Source organism: Tardiphaga sp. 839_C3_N1_4 (assembly GCF_051811045.1).
GTDB lineage: Bacteria > Pseudomonadota > Alphaproteobacteria > Rhizobiales > Xanthobacteraceae > Tardiphaga.
Genome location: NZ_JBPWQD010000001.1, coordinates 2,268,434 through 2,285,211, shown reverse-complemented (window position 1 = coordinate 2,285,211; position 16,778 = coordinate 2,268,434). Strand labels below are relative to the sequence as shown.

14 protein-coding genes are annotated in these 16,778 nt (G+C 59.7%); 5 read left to right on the top strand and 9 right to left on the bottom strand.

Going from position 1 to position 16,778, the window contains the following annotated elements; all coding sequences use genetic code 11:
- Window positions 1-5 precede the first annotated feature (5 nt).
- Window positions 6-2,126 carry an adenylate/guanylate cyclase domain-containing protein gene (locus tag AB8A38_RS11040; RefSeq protein ID WP_439085999.1) on the top strand — a complete coding sequence of 707 codons (2,121 nt, stop codon included), beginning with the start codon at window positions 6-8 and terminating at the stop codon, window positions 2,124-2,126.
- A 5-nt stretch (window positions 2,127-2,131) separates the two neighbouring features.
- A complete protein-coding gene (locus tag AB8A38_RS11035) occupies window positions 2,132-3,130 on the top strand; it encodes an ABC transporter substrate-binding protein (protein ID WP_439088503.1) in 999 nt (332 codons plus the stop codon).
- A 352-nt stretch (window positions 3,131-3,482) separates the two neighbouring features.
- Here the strand turns inward: AB8A38_RS11035 and AB8A38_RS11030 are convergent, their stop codons facing one another.
- On the bottom strand, window positions 3,483-4,106 hold the full coding sequence (locus tag AB8A38_RS11030) for a TetR/AcrR family transcriptional regulator (protein WP_439085998.1): 624 nt from the start codon (window positions 4,104-4,106) through the stop codon (window positions 3,483-3,485).
- A 79-nt stretch (window positions 4,107-4,185) separates the two neighbouring features.
- Here AB8A38_RS11030 and AB8A38_RS11025 point away from each other — a divergent pair, with 79 nt between their 5' ends.
- Entirely contained in the window at window positions 4,186-5,070 is an 885-nt protein-coding gene (locus AB8A38_RS11025) for an SDR family oxidoreductase (RefSeq protein ID WP_439085997.1), read from the top strand.
- 738 nt (window positions 5,071-5,808) lie between these two features.
- Here AB8A38_RS11025 and AB8A38_RS11020 read toward each other — a convergent pair.
- Window positions 5,809-6,276: an enoyl-CoA hydratase-related protein gene (locus tag AB8A38_RS11020; RefSeq protein ID WP_439088502.1), complete on the bottom strand. Its 468-nt coding sequence runs from the start codon at window positions 6,274-6,276 to the stop codon at window positions 5,809-5,811.
- A gap of 228 nt (window positions 6,277-6,504) precedes the next feature.
- Here AB8A38_RS11020 and AB8A38_RS11015 point away from each other — a divergent pair, with 228 nt between their 5' ends.
- On the top strand, window positions 6,505-8,781 hold the full coding sequence (locus AB8A38_RS11015; RefSeq protein ID WP_439085996.1) for a TonB-dependent receptor: 2,277 nt from the start codon (window positions 6,505-6,507) through the stop codon (window positions 8,779-8,781).
- 90 nt (window positions 8,782-8,871) lie between these two features.
- Entirely contained in the window at window positions 8,872-10,077 is a 1,206-nt protein-coding gene (locus AB8A38_RS11010; RefSeq protein ID WP_439085995.1) for a PepSY-associated TM helix domain-containing protein, read from the top strand.
- Window positions 10,078-10,250: 173 nt separating this feature from the next.
- On the opposite strand, the gene AB8A38_RS11005 is transcribed toward AB8A38_RS11010, so the two are convergent.
- The 7 genes from AB8A38_RS11005 to AB8A38_RS10975 all read right to left on the bottom strand — a co-directional run bounded on the left by AB8A38_RS11005 (window position 10,251) and on the right by AB8A38_RS10975 (window position 16,766).
- Window positions 10,251-10,439 (bottom strand): hypothetical protein, encoded by a 189-nt coding sequence (locus AB8A38_RS11005; protein ID WP_439088632.1) that lies wholly within the window; start codon window positions 10,437-10,439, stop codon window positions 10,251-10,253.
- Window positions 10,440-10,695: 256 nt separating this feature from the next.
- Window positions 10,696-11,736 carry a DUF1254 domain-containing protein gene (locus AB8A38_RS11000; protein WP_439085994.1) on the bottom strand — a complete coding sequence of 347 codons (1,041 nt, stop codon included), beginning with the start codon at window positions 11,734-11,736 and terminating at the stop codon, window positions 10,696-10,698.
- A 198-nt stretch (window positions 11,737-11,934) separates the two neighbouring features.
- Window positions 11,935-12,846: a hypothetical protein gene (locus AB8A38_RS10995; protein ID WP_439085993.1), complete on the bottom strand. Its 912-nt coding sequence runs from the start codon at window positions 12,844-12,846 to the stop codon at window positions 11,935-11,937.
- A 13-nt stretch (window positions 12,847-12,859) separates the two neighbouring features.
- On the bottom strand, window positions 12,860-13,687 hold the full coding sequence (locus AB8A38_RS10990; protein WP_439085992.1) for an acid phosphatase: 828 nt from the start codon (window positions 13,685-13,687) through the stop codon (window positions 12,860-12,862).
- Between the two features lie 607 nt (window positions 13,688-14,294).
- Window positions 14,295-15,302, bottom strand: coding sequence for a SphA family protein (locus tag AB8A38_RS10985; protein WP_439085991.1), 1,008 nt, complete (start codon window positions 15,300-15,302; stop codon window positions 14,295-14,297).
- Between the two features lie 337 nt (window positions 15,303-15,639).
- Window positions 15,640-15,948 carry a hypothetical protein gene (locus tag AB8A38_RS10980; protein ID WP_439085990.1) on the bottom strand — a complete coding sequence of 103 codons (309 nt, stop codon included), beginning with the start codon at window positions 15,946-15,948 and terminating at the stop codon, window positions 15,640-15,642.
- Window positions 15,945-16,766: a DUF2092 domain-containing protein gene (locus AB8A38_RS10975; RefSeq protein WP_439085989.1), complete on the bottom strand. Its 822-nt coding sequence runs from the start codon at window positions 16,764-16,766 to the stop codon at window positions 15,945-15,947. The genes AB8A38_RS10980 and AB8A38_RS10975 overlap by 4 nt, the downstream gene beginning before the upstream one ends.
- Between the last annotated feature and the right edge of the window lie 12 nt (window positions 16,767-16,778).

Sequence of the window (16,778 nt, the reverse complement as noted above, 5' to 3'; positions counted from 1 at the left end):
CTGAGATGACCATCAAGCGTTCAGCAGAGCGGCGCCCACTTCGTATCGGGTTTCGCACATCCATCGTCACGCTGTTCGTGGCGGTGGTGCTGTTGGTCGGATTGACGCTGGTCTATCTCAGCTTCAGCCGTGTGTCGCTGATCACGCTGACGGCGGCGAGCACCTTTATCGACAAGGTGGCGCAGCTCGGCGCCGATCGGATCGATTCGAAATTCCGCAACGTGCGCGACAGCCTCGAAATTCTCGCCGGCCTTCCGTCGATCCAATCGGCGGAGATCGACGACAATTCGCGACTCTACAGTCTGATGGCCTCGATGCTGCGCAACAATCCACAGATCTTCAATCTCTATGTCGGCTATGAGGATGGCTCATTTCTTGAAATGGATGTGATCGACCGCGCCAAGCCGGCTTTCCGTGCAGGCCTCGGCGTGGATGAGGATGCCGCCTTCTGCGTGGTCATCATTTCACGCACCGGCAACGCATCACCATCGCCCGCCACTATCTTCCTATCGGATAACCTGATCCAGGTTGCCGAAACCAAGGGCCCCACGACCTATGATCCTCGTCAGCGGCCCTGGTACGTCGAGGCCTTCAAGGATGAGAAAACACTGCTGACCGGGCCGTATGTGTTCTTTGCGACCGGCCAGCCCGGCTATACTTTACGCACAGCGCTGAAGGAGGGCCGCCGCGGCGTGGTGGCCGCCGATCTCCTGCTCAATCGCCTTGAGGTGATGCTGGACGAGCAAAGGCTCGGCCACTCCGGGGTTGCCTTTCTATTCAATGATTCGGCGCGGATCGTTGCGCATCCCGAGATGAGCCGGCTGATGGAGGAAATTCCCGAGCGCGGCAACGAGCTGCCGTCAATGAGTGCGATCAGGCTGCCCGGTCTTTCGCAGGCGGTTGAGACGTGGCGAAAGGGCGGTGTGTCTCAGCAGTTTTTTGCGGACGATGCCGGACGAACCTATGTCGCCGCCTTCCACGGCATCGAGACAGGGGGCAATGCCGGTATCAAGCTCGCTGTGATCGCGCCGCTCGACGAATTTTTCGCAAAGATCATTTCAGAGCGCCGCGGCCTGTTTGCGCTGGCTCTCGGTTTTGTGCTCGGCATGCTACCACTGGCGATCTGGCTTGGCTCCATGCTCGCGCGGTCGCTGCGAAGCCTCGCCCAACAGACCGACGAGATCCAGCATTTCATGCTCGCGGATCGCCCGCGCCTGCATTCGGTCATCGACGAGATCAACGAGCTCGGCCGCTCGGTCTTTGCGACGCGGACTGTGATACGAAACTTCGCCAGTTTTGTGCCGAGGCCGATCGTGCGGCAACTCATCGAGTCCGGAGCGTCGATCGAGCTCGGGGGAACGCGGCGGGAAGTCACCGTGCTCTTCACCGATGTCGCTGATTTCACGGCCAAGACGGAAAGGGCCGATCCGTCGGAAGTCATGATCTTCACGTCGCGCTATTTCGCGGCGCTGTCCGAGGTTATCATGAAATATCACGGCACGATCGATAAATTCATTGGCGATGCCGTGATGGCGTTCTGGAACGCGCCAGACGATGATCCCCACCACGTCGTCCATGCCTGCGAGGCCGTACTCGCCTGTGTGAAACGCAATAACGAGCTGAACGAGCAGTTCCGCGACGCCGGGTGGCCCACCTATGGCACCCGCTTCGGTCTGCATGCGGGCGATGCGGTCGTCGGCAATGTCGGTTCCTCCGACCGCATGAATTACACTGCGCTCGGCGCGACCGTTAACCTCGCCGCGCGTCTGGAAGGGCTCAACAAAAATTATGGGACACAGGTGCTGGTCAGCGCCGCCGTGAAGGAGCGCGTCGAAGGACGCTTTGCTTTCCGCAGCATCGACGAGATCAAACCGAAGGGCTTTGCGGAGGCCGTGCGGATCTTTGAACTACGTTGCGAGGCGGATGGAGCTTCGGAGCATGCCTTCTGCCAGCGCTGGGAAACCGTCTATGCCGCGATCCGGCAGGATCAGCCGGCCGTGGCACTCGTGGGGGTCACCGACTTTCTTGCCCAGTATCCCGGCGACGGCGTTGCGCAATACCATGCGGAACGGCTTCGCGTGGAATTGCAAGCGCCGCGCCGCGTTGCGAGCGGGGCGATGCAATGACGCGCCTGCTCCGTCCTTTCAACAGGCGCCAGGTTCTGGCCGGTGGGTTTGCGGCAGGCGCCGCCTTTGCCGCTCCTGCGGTCGCGCAAGCGCGAACACGCGTTCGGCTGGGATACCTCCATGTCGTCGCCGTCGACGGCCAGATCTTCACCGGCCTCGATCTTGGTTCGTTCGACAAGCAGGGTATCGATTTTGAGCTCGTCGAGCGCAATACGGGGCCGGAAGTGTTCGAGGCCATGGCGCGGGGAGAGGTGGACGTGCTGTCGGCAGGCGGAGTGATTTCAAACTATCTCGCGCTCGGCGCCGGCCGCGGCTTTCTGATCAACGATATCGAGATCGCGACCGCGCAGCTCTGGGTGCGCCCGGACCGCGGGGTCAAATCCTTCGCCGACCTCCGCGGCAAGCGCATCGCGACAACAACGAGGACCACGGCGCATATCTTTCTCGACCGCGCCTTGCGCGCCAACGGGCTTGGCCTCGCCGATGTTCAAGTGATCAATAGCAGCATGTCGCAAGCCGTGGGCGCGTTCATTGCCGGAGAGGTGCCTGTCGTCGCGTTGTGGGTGCCGTTTAACCTCAGCGTCCGCGACAAGCTGCCGGATGCCATCAAGCTGGTGGATGCGTCCGCCTTCTATCCGCAGTCGGCGGTAGTCGGCGGCTGGGTCGCGCGGCACGAGTATTATGCCGCGAACAAGGACGTCTTGCAGCGAATCATCCGAGGCTGGGCGACCGCCAACGACCACATGTTGCGGAATCCCAAGGCCGCAGCGGAGTCTCTTCACCAGCGGCACTATCAGAACGCCTCGATTGCCGACATAGCAGAGGCGCTTAAGGCGCAAAAGATGTTCTCGTCACGGGAGTGGAAACGGCTTTATGCCGACGGAACGGTTACAAAATGGCTGCAGCAAGTCAGCGATTTCTTCGTGGCGGAAGCTGGCGTCACAACGGCGATTCGGGCCGCGGACTATTTTGATTCCAGTTTGTACTTGGCAACAGTGAATTAGCAGCCAGTTTAAGCAACGATATATTTGAGCAGGGGCTGCATACCCCATCTGGCAAAGGACGAAATGTCAGTCGCCGGCCCCTGAGCCATATTGCTTCGAAACTCCTCGGACGTCGAACCGGATCGAGAACAGCCGACCGCACACTAGCGTGTCTATCGTCATCACTTCGTTCAGATTCCCGTTGGGGTGTTCTGCATACGCGACGTCCGCTTATGGCGCAAAGCGGACATCTCCAAAGGTTGGCGCCGTTGCTCAGCTATTAAAAATGCGTCGCTCGCCAAGACTTGATCACAGCTTTGGTCTGATGGCCTCGTTCCCGATTTCTTATAAAAACTATTTTATAGCTAGGAGACTAGTTGTTAGTACGCCGTCGGCGTGGGTTCATCGTGGCGTCTTCTATCAACGGCCATGCCAACATGGCGAGGTCGACGACTCGGCGGAGCTCTCCAGGCGTGGCGCCAGCCTGCGGGAAGTTCATCGAAGCGTGCAGGACACCGAGGAAGTGCCACGACAGACCGTCGATGTCGGATCCCGGGGCCAATTCTCCGTTTGCGACCGCTTCCCGCAAAATTCCGCTGAGGATGGTGCGCTGGCCCGTGAGTCCCTCCCGCGCCACCGCCTGGCTCGCCGGCGGAAGATCGGCCATCTCCGAGCAGGAACGCGCGAGCATGCAGCCGGCTGGGCGGGCCGTCTTGCCGGCTGTGGGCAAGAATTCGTGGAGCAGCGCCTCCAGCTGTTGGCGCTTCGTGCCGGCTTGAATCGCGTTCATGCGCTTTAGGACGCGCTGCGCGTAGTTCGAAAGCACTTCTTGGAACAGTCCGTCCTTGTCCTGAAAGCGCTTGTACATGCTGGATCGCGACAGACCCATCGCCGTCGTCAGTTGGTCGATCGACGACGCTGCGTAGCCGTGCCGCCAGAACACCTCCATCGCGGAGTTGATCACTGCACTGTCATCGAACTGGGGCTTTCCGCTCATCAGGTACTCGCTTGACATCTTGGAATGGTCGTTCCAAGAATGTTGGACCGATCATTCCAAGATACATAAGGATGCTCCCATGTTCAAGCACTCTCAGCCCAACGACCGCCGCCCCCGCATTGCCGTCGCCGGCGCCACGGGTCGCGTCGGATCCGCGCTGATCGCAAGCCTGGCGTCAGAACCTCTCGATTTAGTGGCGCTAACGAGAAATCCGAATGCGGAAGGCTTACCCGCTGGCGCTACCATCGCGGCAGTGGATTTCGATGCGCCATCGACCCTCGACGAAGCTCTGCGTGGCGCCGACAGGCTGTTTTTGGCTCATGGCACGTCCCCCCGGCAGGTTGCCAACGAGATCGCCCTGATCGATGCGGCGGTCGCTGCAGGCGTGGGTCAAATCGTGAAATTGTCCACGATGGGTCCGCCCTCGCGGCTGCATCCGATGGATTGGCACATGCAGATCGAGGCGCATCTTGCGACCGTCGACATCGGCTACACGGTTTTGCGGCCGTCGACGTTCGTCGACATCCTGGCGCGCGCAGGCACTCCAATTGCGAATGATGCATGGGGCGGCGCGGCGGGCGCCGGAGTGGTCAACCTGATCGATACACGCGATGTCGCCGATGCCGCGCGCGTCGCGCTTCTGGACGACGCCCACCCCACTTCTCAGCGCGTCTACCACCTGACCGGTCCGCGGGCCGTGAGCATGCCCGAGGTCGCCGAAGAAATATCAAAACTGATTGGTCGGACCGTCACATATCAGCAGCGAAGCCCTGCAGAGCAGCGCGAGAAGCTCCTTGCCTCAGGACTGAGCGAGTTTGTCGCTGACGTGCTGCTCGGATTGGACCGCCTCTTTTACCAGTCGGTAATTGCTGAAACGACAACAACGTTTAAGGCATTGACGGGCCACGAACCTCGGTCCGTCGCCGGTTGGCTGAGCGAAAACATCTCGAAGTTTCGGAAGTAGTCCGAGCTCTGCCAGTTCGGGGGCAGCGAAGCCGCCGGACTTCGATTTCGCAACCTCCTTGGATGAGTGCCGTCTCATGACCAGCAAGCTCGATGTCTCGATCCCGGCCGAAAGCGGCATTTCTGCATGGATGGCTGTTCGTGCCCGACGGGAAGGGGCTCTTCCCGGCTGTGACAATGGCGCATGGTCTTGGCGGCTCGATCCACCACGGGCTTGAGCCGTTCGCCGTCTCATTCGCGGAGGCAGGACTTCGTCGTCCTGCTGCATGACCACCGTGGCTTCGGGCGCAGCGGCGGAGAACCGCGTCAGGACGTCGACCCCTGGCGGCAGATCGCCGATTGGCGGCGGGCAATTTCGTTTCTGGAAACGCTACCGATCGGCGCCTCCGTGCGGTCGTGGCGCAGGTGCCGACCACCAGCGGTTATGAGTCGCGGCAATCTGAGCGTGATCAGTTCCGCATTTGACCGGATTGCCGTATGGCTGCGGGGCCTTGGCCAACTTTAGTTGACGACCGGAGGGAAGCTACTAACAAAATGAACGACGTGGTCGGCTTCAAATGAGGTGGTGCATTTGGTGCCAGTTGCAGCGTTCGTCATGCTTTTCGGCATCGATATGGATGTATATGCAGGCGCTGCACAGGTAGACCCTCACGACGACACCATCGTCGTAATTGCAGTACCGATCCAAAATCATCGGGGATCGGCATTTCATGCAGCGCACGCTAGCTGCCATCTGCGCTCACAGAAATACAGGTGGACGCTTTTCGACGAACGCCCTGACGGCTTCGCGGTGTTCCTCGATCTGCGCAGAGCGGACCATCCGCTCGGCCTCCTTGTCCAAAGATGCGGCGAAGCCGAGCTGTTGCAGCTCGTCCAGGTTATCTTTCATGGCGCTATAGGCTTCAGCGGGGCCATCGGCCAATTTCAGCGCGATCGTGAATGCCTCTTCGGCAAGCCTGTCGGCCGGTACGATCCGATTGAATAGTCCGATCGTTTCGCAGCGTTGTGCGTCGACTCTGTCGGACAACAACATCAATTCTCTTGCGCGGGCGGCTCCTACGGTACGCGTGAGTAGCCAGGCGATGCCGTAGTCGCCGCTCAGTCCGATTCTGGCATGGGCCGTACTGACGAATGCCTGCTCCGCTGCGATACGGATATCGCAGGCCAATGCGAGCGAGAGGCCTGGGCGCGTCGACCGGCGGTCAATGAACAGGACTATCGGTGCCGCAACTTTTTAACGGTTCGAGAAACACATCAGATCACGCGACCTGCTGCAACCCACGCGGGTTTCGTCGTGTCGTGGCGGCAACAAACGGAAACCCAATCGGATGTTTAGACTGCTTGTACCTTCCATCTTCTATGACGAAAGTTCCAATAGGTTAGACCGCACTCTGGAAACGCCGCAGAAGCTGGCGATGACTTGGGGTGCCTGAACGTGAACGTGAATAATCTGGCTCGGACCGTCTGCCTCGGCGCGGTGAGTTATCTCGCATTGTCGATTGATCTGGCGAGCCCGGCTCTTGCCCAGTCCACCGTGCTCCCGGCCGTCACGGTTGATTCTCCGTCGCGTCAAAGCACGCGCCGCGTCACGCCATCACGCCGCGCATCGGCTAACCGTGCACCACGCCGTGCGGCGGCACCGCTGCAGCCGACTACGCCCGTGCCTTATATCGTGCCTGGACGCGGCACTGTCGGTGCACTCACGCCCTCTTATGCAGGCGGTCAGGTGGCGAGCGGCGGTCAGCTCGGCCTGCTCGGAAATCGCGGTGTCCTCGATACGCCATTCAACCAGACTACCTATACGCGGGAGTTCGTCGAGAATACGCAGGCGCGCACGCTGGCCGATGTTCTAGTCAGCGATCCCGCGGTGGGCTCTGCGCTGCCGCGCAATATCGGCCGAGAGCAGCCGGTGATCCGCGGCTTTCTGCTCGGCAATTCCAGCGTCGGCTTCAACGGTTATTTCGGCCTGATCGGCAACAACAACTTCAACGTCCTCGATGCCGTCGAGCGCGTCGAGGTCATCAAGGGCCTCAATGGCCTGCTCAATGGCCAGTCGCCGGACGACTCCGTCAGCGGCGCCATCAATCTCGTGATGAAGCGCGCACGCAACGAGCCGATCGCGGAACTCACCACCTCCTTCGCCTCGCGCGGCCAAGGCGGCGTGCATCTCGATGTCGGCCAGCGCTATGGCGAGCACAATGAATACGGCATCCGCTACAACGGCAGCTATCGCGACGGCAAGACCGAGGTGGACAATCAAAGCCTGCGCGATGAATCCCACGCACTGGCGCTGGACTATCGCGGCGAGCGCGTGCGCGTTTCCGCCGACATTCTCTACAATCAGTTCGAGGGCAGCGGGCTGAGCGCGCGCAACACGCTGGCGACCACGCTGCCCGGCGTGCCGGCCGCGCCCTCGCCGACCAATTTCTGGAATCCGTCCTGGACCGGCATCAAGGGCGAGAACACGGCGGCGCTGTTCCAGGCGGAAGTCGACGTCACCGACTGGCTGACCATCTATGGCGGCGGCGGCTTCTTCGACAATGCGATCACGCCGATCATCTCCAATCCAACCATCATCAATGCCCGCGGCGACACCACGGCATCGCCCTTCGTGAACCGGCAGGACCGCCACAACCACACCGAACAGGCCGGCTTCCGCGCCACGGTGGAGACAGGTCCGGTGCTGCACGAGATCAATTTCAACACCACGATGTGGAGCAACCAGATCGACGGCTCGCGCACCAATGGCACGCCGGTAACGTCGAACATCTATAATCCCACGCCTTCCCCCTTCCAAGCGATCCCGCTAGCGGCGGTGGTCAAAGCCAACACCAGCTCGCTGAACAGCTATGGCATAGCCGACACCATGTCGGTATGGAACAAGCGCATCCAGTTCACCATGGGCATCCGTCGGCAGGAGGTCGCGTCGGAAGCCTTCAGTGCGGTCACCGGCGCCGCCGCGTCGGGCTACGATTCGGCCGCCTGGTCGCCGGCCTACACGCTGATCATCAAGCCACTGGAGAATGTGTCGGTCTACGCAAACTATATCGAAGGCCTGCAAATGGGCACGATCGTGGACACCACGTTCCAGAATTCGGGGCAGGTGTTCCCACCCTACAAATCCGTGCAGCACGAAATGGGCGTAAAGGTGGATTGGGGCCGTTTCACCACCACGGTGGCTGCCTATGACATCTCCCAGCCGGCACAGATTTCGCTCCCGAACACGCCGCTGCCGATTTTCTCCATCGACGGCCTGAACCGCAATCGCGGCGTCGAGATCAACACCTTCGGCGAACTGACACCCGGCTGGCGTTTGCTCGGCGGCGCCTCCTTCATGGATGCCCGTCAGGAGCGAACCCAGAACGGCACCAATGACGGCAAGCGGGCGCTCGGCATCCCCGATGTGCAGGTCAGCCTCGGCACCGAATGGGATACGCCATTCGTGAACGGCCTGACTCTCACAGGTCGCGCCATCCATTTCGGCGATGCCTATGCGGATGCCGCTAACCGCTTCCTGATTCCCAACTGGACGCGGTTCGATCTTGGCGCACGCTACACATTCGCATCGCCCTGGAACGGTAAGCCGATTACGCTGCGCTTCGCGGTGGAAAACGTCGCCAACAGCGCCTTCTGGATGACCAGTTCATCGGATAGACAGATTTATCTCGGCGCACCGCGTACCTATCTCGCATCGACCACGTTCCGCTTCTGATGCGAGGCATGCCGGGAACGTGACAGGCACGACGAAGAACGCATGCATGACCGGATCACTTCGACGCCCGGCCTGCGCGCGGCTTGAGGCATGGCGCGCATGATCTCGTTCTCGGTCTTCATCCACAAGTGGACGGGCCTGTTCACGGCGGTGTTTCTCATCATCGCCGGCGTGACAGGGAGCCTGCTTGCCTTCGAGAAGGAGCTCGAGGCCCTCGTCAATCCAGAGCAATATGTGGTGCAGCCGCGCGTCGATGCGCAGGGGCAGCCCGCTGCCATGCTGGGTCCGTTCGAGCTGCATGCGCAGGCCGTCGCGGCGCTGCCGGGCTATCAGATCTTCGGCTTTCCGTTTCTGCGCGAGGCCGATCGTTCGGTCCGCTTCAACCTCACGCGCAGCGATCCGAAGCTGGCCGATGTAGATCAGGCGTTTTTCGATCCCTATGACGGACGCCTGCTCGGCATCCGCAAATACGGCGCGACACCGTTCGACCGCACCACGCTGATCGGCTTCATCTATCGGCTCCATTATGCGCTGGCGCTGCCGAAGCCTTACGGCGAATGGTTGTTCGGCATCGTCGCGCTGGTGTGGACGGTGAATTGCATGGTCGGAATCGTGTCGACATTTCCGCGGATTTCGCCGTTCTGGCGGCGCTGGCAGCCGGCCTGGCTGATCAAGCGCAATGCCAGCACTTATCGCCTGCATTACGACATCCATCGCGCCTCCGGCCTGTGGCTATGGGGCGTGCTGTTCCTGTTTGCCTGGTCGAGCGTGATGCTCAATCTGCGGCAAGAGGTCTATACGCCGGTGATGGCCACCTTCCTCGAATTCAGGAAGGCGCCGGAGCGCCGTAAGGCGGATGTGAGCAAATTACTGCTCGGTTGGCAACAGGCCTATGACATCGCCGTCCGGACCATGGATGACGTCGCGGCGAAGGAAGGCTTCACCGTCAATTTTCGTAGTCAGATGTTCTACAATCGCGGCTTGGACGCATTCATCTACTATGCGAATACCTCGCGGGACGTGCAGAACGATCGCGGTCAGACCGGCGTGTTCATCGACGCACGGACAGGCGCCCTGCTCGGCACGCGCATTCCCACCGGCGAATATTCGGGCGACACGGTGAGCCGATGGCTGCAGTCGCTACATATGGCAAAGGTCTTCGGCCTGCCGTTTCGCATCTTCGTCGCCGTGATCGGCCTCGTGCTCGCTATTAGTGCTTATACCGGGCTGTATGTGTGGTGGAAGAAGAGGGGTGCTAGAAATGCAAGTAAACTAAAGGCGCTAGGATCCCGGTGAGAAGTTGACGGGCGGGAACCTCTCAAGCTGGCTTGTAACCTCGGCTTACTCTGCCGTTGTTTTTCACGCGGAGCTTCGGCATCCATGATTTAGGCGCATATGACGCGGCGTTTGCCTACCGCCCCGACGGGGGTCTCCCATATCGTCCTACGCTGTTCGTCACTAGTGCTTTGTCAGATAGTCAACGATCCTGTCGACATAGACCACGTCGATTGGTGCCCCAGCATCTTCCACGTGCCGATCGAGAGTGGCGGGATGCCCGAGATGCCGTCGTTACGGCCGAGGAATTCCGGCTGAACAGATAGAATAGGCTGATGCTCCAGGTTTCCGCTTGAGTTCATGAGCAAGTCATCGTCTTCCATTCGTCGCGTCCGCCGCTAATGACCGCTTTTGGCGCAAAGCGGACATCGTTCCGTCAAGGTGCGGACGCTTCCGAACCGATTCAAATTCATAACGGCGTGGTGTGCGTGCGGGGAAAAGTCGCCGCGCGAGGCGCCCCGTGTCAGTCTGGATGTAGCGAACCAGTTCTCTAAGACGGATCGATTGTCCCGTTACAGTCGGATTTGTCTATCGCTTTGTCCGCGCGCCCTCGCGAGGTCGCCGCATGCCCGATAAGTCTCAGTTTAAAGGCTGGGCTTCCGGAAGTTTCCACTTGCCGCTGACGATGGGCTGTTCAGGGCGATAAAGCCGTATGGTGTAGTTCCAGCCCTCAACGATCGGCAAGCAGTTTGGGATCTTGCCGTCACAGCCGCCGAACTGGACTTTGACCGAGCCGTCCGCATTCTTCTTCGCGGTGATGTCGTTGATCGAATAGGCATTGTAGGCGTTTTTCTCGAAGAAGCCTTTTGCGTTGTAGACGCTGATCGACCAGAAAGCCTTCACCGGCACGGTCTTTGGCACATCGAGGGTGTAGACCGTTTTGCCGTCGTTTTTCGCGGGAGTGAAACTCGGGTACATGGCGTCCTTTTCCGGAATGCCACCCCAACCGGAGGCCGTGCCAATCAAGTGCTGGATCGGATCGACCTGGCCACGGGCTCCAAAGGAACCGTGATACGACGTCTGATATTTTGCCAGCGCGAGCAGCGCATTGCGGATGTCGGTTAGCTTCTCCTGATCCCAGTTTGGAAGGTCCAGCGTGCCTGTCTTCTTCTGGCTGACCTTGATGGCATCCTGAAGTTTGTGGACCTCGGCGAGATCCTTGGGATCGTTGGGATCAACCAGCGTTCGGACAGCGACAAAGGCGTATCGCGTACCAACTGATTTCTGCGTCAGCGTCACCGGCTTCGTGCCATAGGCGACGATTGGCAGGTAGTGGTCCTGATCGACCACCATCATCGACATATAGCGCTTGCCCGTGCCGGGCAGCGAGAGCGTTACGGGCCCGCCAGCAAGATCAAACACCGCAAACGAGTACAGCGTATCCCGGTTCATTCGGATGACCGCTTGTTTATCGATGGATACGGGCTCCCGCGAGTGTTGAAATTTGCCCAGCCCGCCGATGGCCGTTGCATTCACCGCGAGGTAGCGGTCGGTCTCCGCGCGGGCAAAATTATCGACGGTGACAGGCAGTTTGCCGTCCGGAGCCTGGGCGAACGCTCCTCCGGCCAGTGCAACCGAAGCCAATGCGAAACCGATCCCAACCGAGCGAAACATCGACATACCCCTTCATTCTATCTGACTGGCGACGCAGGGGGCATTCCACAGGCGCGGCACGGTGAAGCTCAAATGCGATCTAAACGATCAACGCACAATCGGCAGGCAAATTCCTCCGAAGCGTTTCGAGCATCTCGGATCACTTGTCTTGCCATTTCGCGCCAATAGACATCCGGAACCGCATGCGGGAGGTCTCGGCACTGGCTAGTTACCCGCCAGATAGAGCGGCGTCCTGAACGTCAGTTGATAGGACGGCTGCGGGATCCATTGAATCTGCACCATCACACCGAACACGCGATTGTCGTTGTCGTCCATTCGGTCGAGGTCAAGGCGGATGACGGGTTGGGTAAAGGGCTGGATCAGCGTTCTGTTCAAGAGCTCGACGCCGCCGAATGATTGCACGCCGACGCGCGCGGAAATTTTCCAGTTGCTGGGCCATTGGTAGTAGCCACCGGCATATCCGATCATACTCGGATGGACCTCCGCTGATGCGCTTTGCACCACGACGCGGGTGTCCTGGATGCCAACGAGAAATCCCCTCGTTTGATCCTCGTCCAATGCATAGTCGAACTCGATGACGTTATTGAAATTCGTCGTCGCGAACGGGCCGACCGGCAGCGATTGCGTGATGGTCGATTGCACGGTGACGCTGGGGAGCGCGCCGCCATTTTGTTTGTAGAGATCGGCCTGGAAGCCGACGTTCCAGCTCGCGATGTCGATATCCGTCCAGCCGCCGAGCGGCATCGTGTTGGCGTTCACGGAAACACCGCCATAAACCGACACCCGATCGTTCAAGTCGACGGTCAGCGGGATATCAACCGTGACCGCGTGCACCGTCGGCAATTTGATATGGGTCGGCACGGTCGATGGCGTGTGACCGGCCGCAAGGGCGATCGCCCCCAGAACCGAAAACAGCGACGTGTTGCCGAAGCCGATTCCGATCGCGCCGCCGGGGGCTGTCGCATAGGTGGTCCGGAGATCCAGATAGACGCTTGGCGCGGTGAATTCAGCCGCTTGATCGGTGTCGTCTTTGCCGAAGGCAGCATTGGTCGCGCCCAAGCCGAGGGCGCAAACCAGAAGCCATCCATGGATCAGTCGAAGACGCCCGCTGCTCAAAACTGAGATCCGCTTATTGCGTGGACAAGGCCGTTGTCTCGGCCGCACAAACCTGTGCTGGCATAGCATGCTTTGTCTTCGCTGCCTCTACTTCGGCCTTCGCAGCTTTGAGGTCGGCAACGAAGGTCGCGTTGGTCTGCAAGCGCGCAAAGGTCGCTGCCCCCATGATGCGGCCCGCATCGACGTCGCTCTGCCAATGCGCATCGCAGATCACGCGGCTCTGGCCGAAAGCGATGCCGCGGGTGAACAACTCGTTGGAACGTTCGGGATTGATCTGCGCGAAGACGAGGGCCCATCCCCAGCCGGCAGCGGTATGGCCCGACGGATAGGAGCCGTCTGTCCGCAGGATCGCTTCCTGATCCGCCCGGCATGTGGCTTCGTTGTGAACGACGAAGGGGCGGGTGCGGTTGTACTTGTTCTTCACGCCATAGGTCGACAGCCCGAAGTCGGACAGCATCTTCTGCATCATGGCATAGAGGCGAGGGGTCTGTTCCTTGTCGATCTTGATGCCCATCGCGCAGGAAAAATTATCGGCGGCCTGCGGGAAGGCGAGATCGGCGTCGGTGGAGGCCTGCTTCCAGCGGTCGGTGCCGCGCAGGAGGAGCGTTGCCTTGCGTGCTTCTTCGTCCCTGGCAAGCGCGGCCGAATCCTGCTCGGGGGGCGGACCGAGCAGGACCAGGCTGTTCGGCAGGTCGGCCGGCTTCAGATAACCGGGCGCTATCTTGAAATGGGGATCGGTGACCTTCGGTTGGGCTTCGTTCGATTGCGCGACGGCCTGCCCGCAAATCATAAGCAGCACGAAGATGGATGCGCCTGCGGATCGAACCAGGTTTGCGGTCATGGATAGTCCCTATTCATTTCAAGAGTGCCGGGATCGTCAGGCGACTGAGTTTCCCCGAATGCGGGTCCCCGCCATCTGACCGAGCCGCCCCTTAGAAGGTAAGTCAGAGCCGCCGATCAAAAACGGTAGGTTGCTGCAATGTTCAGTGCTCTGAACATGGTTGCCACCTGACTTTTCGGCACAACCAGTTGCCCCGTGAAAAAGCAATCGAAGCCGAGGCGGTAAAGATTGTGGTTCCAGTCTAATTGTCGGATTCCTTGAGAAGGCAGAAGCAAAGCCGGGCCGGTGCCGACATTCCGTGGAGCGGATTGTTCGCGGACGCCGATGCCTGCGTCCGGCCCGATTGCCTCTGATCGACAGGCGAATCCTACCCGGTCATTTCGTGCAGACGAATGCCAACCGTCTTGCCACTTCGCGCCAATCGTGACCGGTCAAGCCATTTAGCGATCTCTACGTCCCGCTGATGCGTGCTCCATAAACGGCGGCATTGAGTTCTTCGAAATTTGTGAGCCGGTGTGTCCTGGCTGATATGCCCGTCATCAATCCTATCCATCGTTCCTCAGAACATCGACAAAGAACAAGCCTGGAGGCTTCCCAGTTGAAGGAGCTAGAATTTGGTTTTTATCGAGCGCCCATCGGCGAGCGCCATTACATTGGTATCCAACGCGACGGGCACAGACACGGTAAAATATCCGGCAGTGCCTTCCATGCGGTTCACGGCATCGAATTCACGATAGATTTTCAGGCGCGTTGAAATCGGGAGCTTCCCGACCTCGAACGTGTACCCAATCGAGCCGCCGAGTGCGATGACACGACCTTCAAAGGCGCCCAGCCTCGCGCCTGTTCCGGAGTCCGCCGTCAGTTGCTGGTAATAGTAACCGACGAGCCCGAGCGTGAATTCCTTGGTGATGTATTTGGTTGCTGCCCATTCGAGGTGGAATTCATCGCCACTCTTGTAGTCGGTCGCCGTGTTGGTCTGGTTGAAGGTGACGCCCACCGCGGCGGAGAGATCCCAGCCGATGGCAGAATCTAGCCATGTGAAAGTGCCGAAGACGTCGAGCGCGGGTCTGTTCAGCGAGGCGTTCGACAGTTGACCGGCGACATATGTTCCGGACGGGATCACACCGCCGACGCCGAGCTGCCAGTGAAAATTGCCCGACTGCCACCCGACAAATGACTGGAGAAAGAAGTCGCTGAGGTTAGCATTCTTGTCCGTCACGCCGACACCGATCGGCCCGAAGCGAGGCGAGTTCACCAGCAGATTTGCATTCACGCGTGGCTCACCAACGGGCACCGTCAATGAGAATGCGAGATTGCCGCCGAGAATCTTGGCAGGTGTAACCCAGAGTGTTGTTGGCAATTCGATCCAGCTCTGGGCCGAGACGTCTGCAACGAGAAGACCACCGGTCGGCAGAGTTCGACCGCCGCCGAGTTTGCCGTCGTAATAATAGAAGTCGTTCTGAAAGAAGACGCCGGGCGGCGGCGTAATGCCTGCGCCGGTTGCGTGTGACCCGAGCAGGAAGACACTTACGCCGCCTTCGGCTGCTATGACTGGCGTGTGTGACCAGCACAGCATGGCGCTGGCAGCGACCGTCATCGTCAAAGAGAAGCGCATCAACAAACTCCGCGTGGCAAACCAGCACAAATCAAAACCGGATCAACATACGCGCAAATCGATATTCGTCACACCGAATCCCCGCGCTACTTACATTATTCGCATGGTGTTGCGTTTACATCGAAAAGCTACACCACGCTAAGGGACCCGATCTTGAATGGGGCCATTCCAGCGCAAACGCATTCGCTCTGAGACAGGATGCGTCAAAAAAGCTGGAGCGCTTTCCGATGCAAGCGCGCTCCAGCTATTTCAGTAACGTTGAGAACACCGCAGCAGTCACTGTTCGACGTGGATCGACAGCAACAACCTGCTGAAATAGCCCTCGGTCAGCGTGCGATCAGTAGCACCGGTTATAGATTCGGCCGTAGACATCGACCGCCTGAACGCAAGCGGGTGGCGCAGCTGCGATGGCCGCACCCGCGACTGCTCCGCCCACGATGGCTCCACCAACGATGGCTCGGCGCGTCGTTCGCCGTGCGACGCCGGCGTAACTCAAGGGTGTCAGCGGAGCTCCGATGAGTGCCTCAGCCGAGGTCATGAAGGTACCGCCACGCGTGAACGATGCCTGTTCGCTGACCGACAGACACAGGATGGCCACGCTCGTTCCGAGAGCGATTTTCAGCAGCTTGCTTTTCAATCCAGTCATTTCTTCTCTCCGCTGGGGCTGATTCCTGGGGGAATCTCATCGATATGGCCGAGATTCTGAATCTCGCGCTTCTTCATGTCTGCGTTCGGCTTGAAAGCGAATGCATCGGCAGTGGTGTCGGGGCTCGTTTTCCAGCTGCCAATTCGGAGCGTGTACTGAGGCGCGCCTGTCACCGTTTTGGTGGTGATGATGTATTTGCGCGGAATCGGCGTCGCGCCTGGTTCTATCCAGATCTGCCAGTCGACATCCGGCGTACGGAAAGCCAGGTGTTCACACTCATGGCCGTCGATGATGCCCCTGCCGATATGCTTGGCGTCATAGACTCCATCCATCAAGGCTGCATAGGAATTGGCGAGAAGAAGATCGGCACCCGGCGCCTCGATGCCGGATTTGTCACGAATGCGGTCGACGAGCTGGTCGATCGTGCCGGGGGCTGGCATCTGCCCGTAGATTTTGCGGGCACGATCGGAAACGGTGAAATTGGTGCCATCGTATACGAGCTCAACGTCGGCGTAGCCGCCGGTCCGTGTCACGCGGAGTTTGTCCGGCCGATGGAGGGTGAGTTGCCCGGAACTGGCAAACTGAATCTTCTGCATGTCCGGGGTCATGATCTCGATATCGGAATCATACGATATCGAAACATTCTTTTGATTCGCGATGTAGTCGGACATTGCGCGCAGGATGGATGCAGCATCATCCGCGTGGGCAGCGCCAGCTCCGATGCATGTCGCAGATAAACCCGACGCGATCAGGAGTGCGGCAACAGAGCGGATCGAACGGCGCGCCGCATTCAAGGGCGTTCTGGATTGGCTTTTCAAGAGATGATTCCT

Excerpts from the sequence above, each read along its gene's own strand:
- AB8A38_RS11040 (WP_439085999.1), top strand. The coding sequence starts at position 6 with ATGACCATCAAGCGTTCAGCAGAGCGGCGCCCACTTCGTATCGGGTTT.
- AB8A38_RS11030 (WP_439085998.1), bottom strand. The coding sequence starts at position 4,106 with ATGAGCGGAAAGCCCCAGTTCGATGACAGTGCAGTGATCAACTCCGCG.
- AB8A38_RS11025 (WP_439085997.1), top strand. The coding sequence starts at position 4,186 with ATGTTCAAGCACTCTCAGCCCAACGACCGCCGCCCCCGCATTGCCGTC.
- AB8A38_RS11010 (WP_439085995.1), top strand. The coding sequence starts at position 8,872 with ATGGCGCGCATGATCTCGTTCTCGGTCTTCATCCACAAGTGGACGGGC.
- AB8A38_RS11005 (WP_439088632.1), bottom strand. The coding sequence starts at position 10,439 with ATGGAAGACGATGACTTGCTCATGAACTCAAGCGGAAACCTGGAGCAT.
- AB8A38_RS11000 (WP_439085994.1), bottom strand. The coding sequence starts at position 11,736 with ATGTCGATGTTTCGCTCGGTTGGGATCGGTTTCGCATTGGCTTCGGTT.
- AB8A38_RS10990 (WP_439085992.1), bottom strand. The coding sequence starts at position 13,687 with ATGACCGCAAACCTGGTTCGATCCGCAGGCGCATCCATCTTCGTGCTG.
- AB8A38_RS10985 (WP_439085991.1), bottom strand. The coding sequence starts at position 15,302 with ATGCGCTTCTCTTTGACGATGACGGTCGCTGCCAGCGCCATGCTGTGC.
- AB8A38_RS10980 (WP_439085990.1), bottom strand. The coding sequence starts at position 15,948 with ATGACTGGATTGAAAAGCAAGCTGCTGAAAATCGCTCTCGGAACGAGC.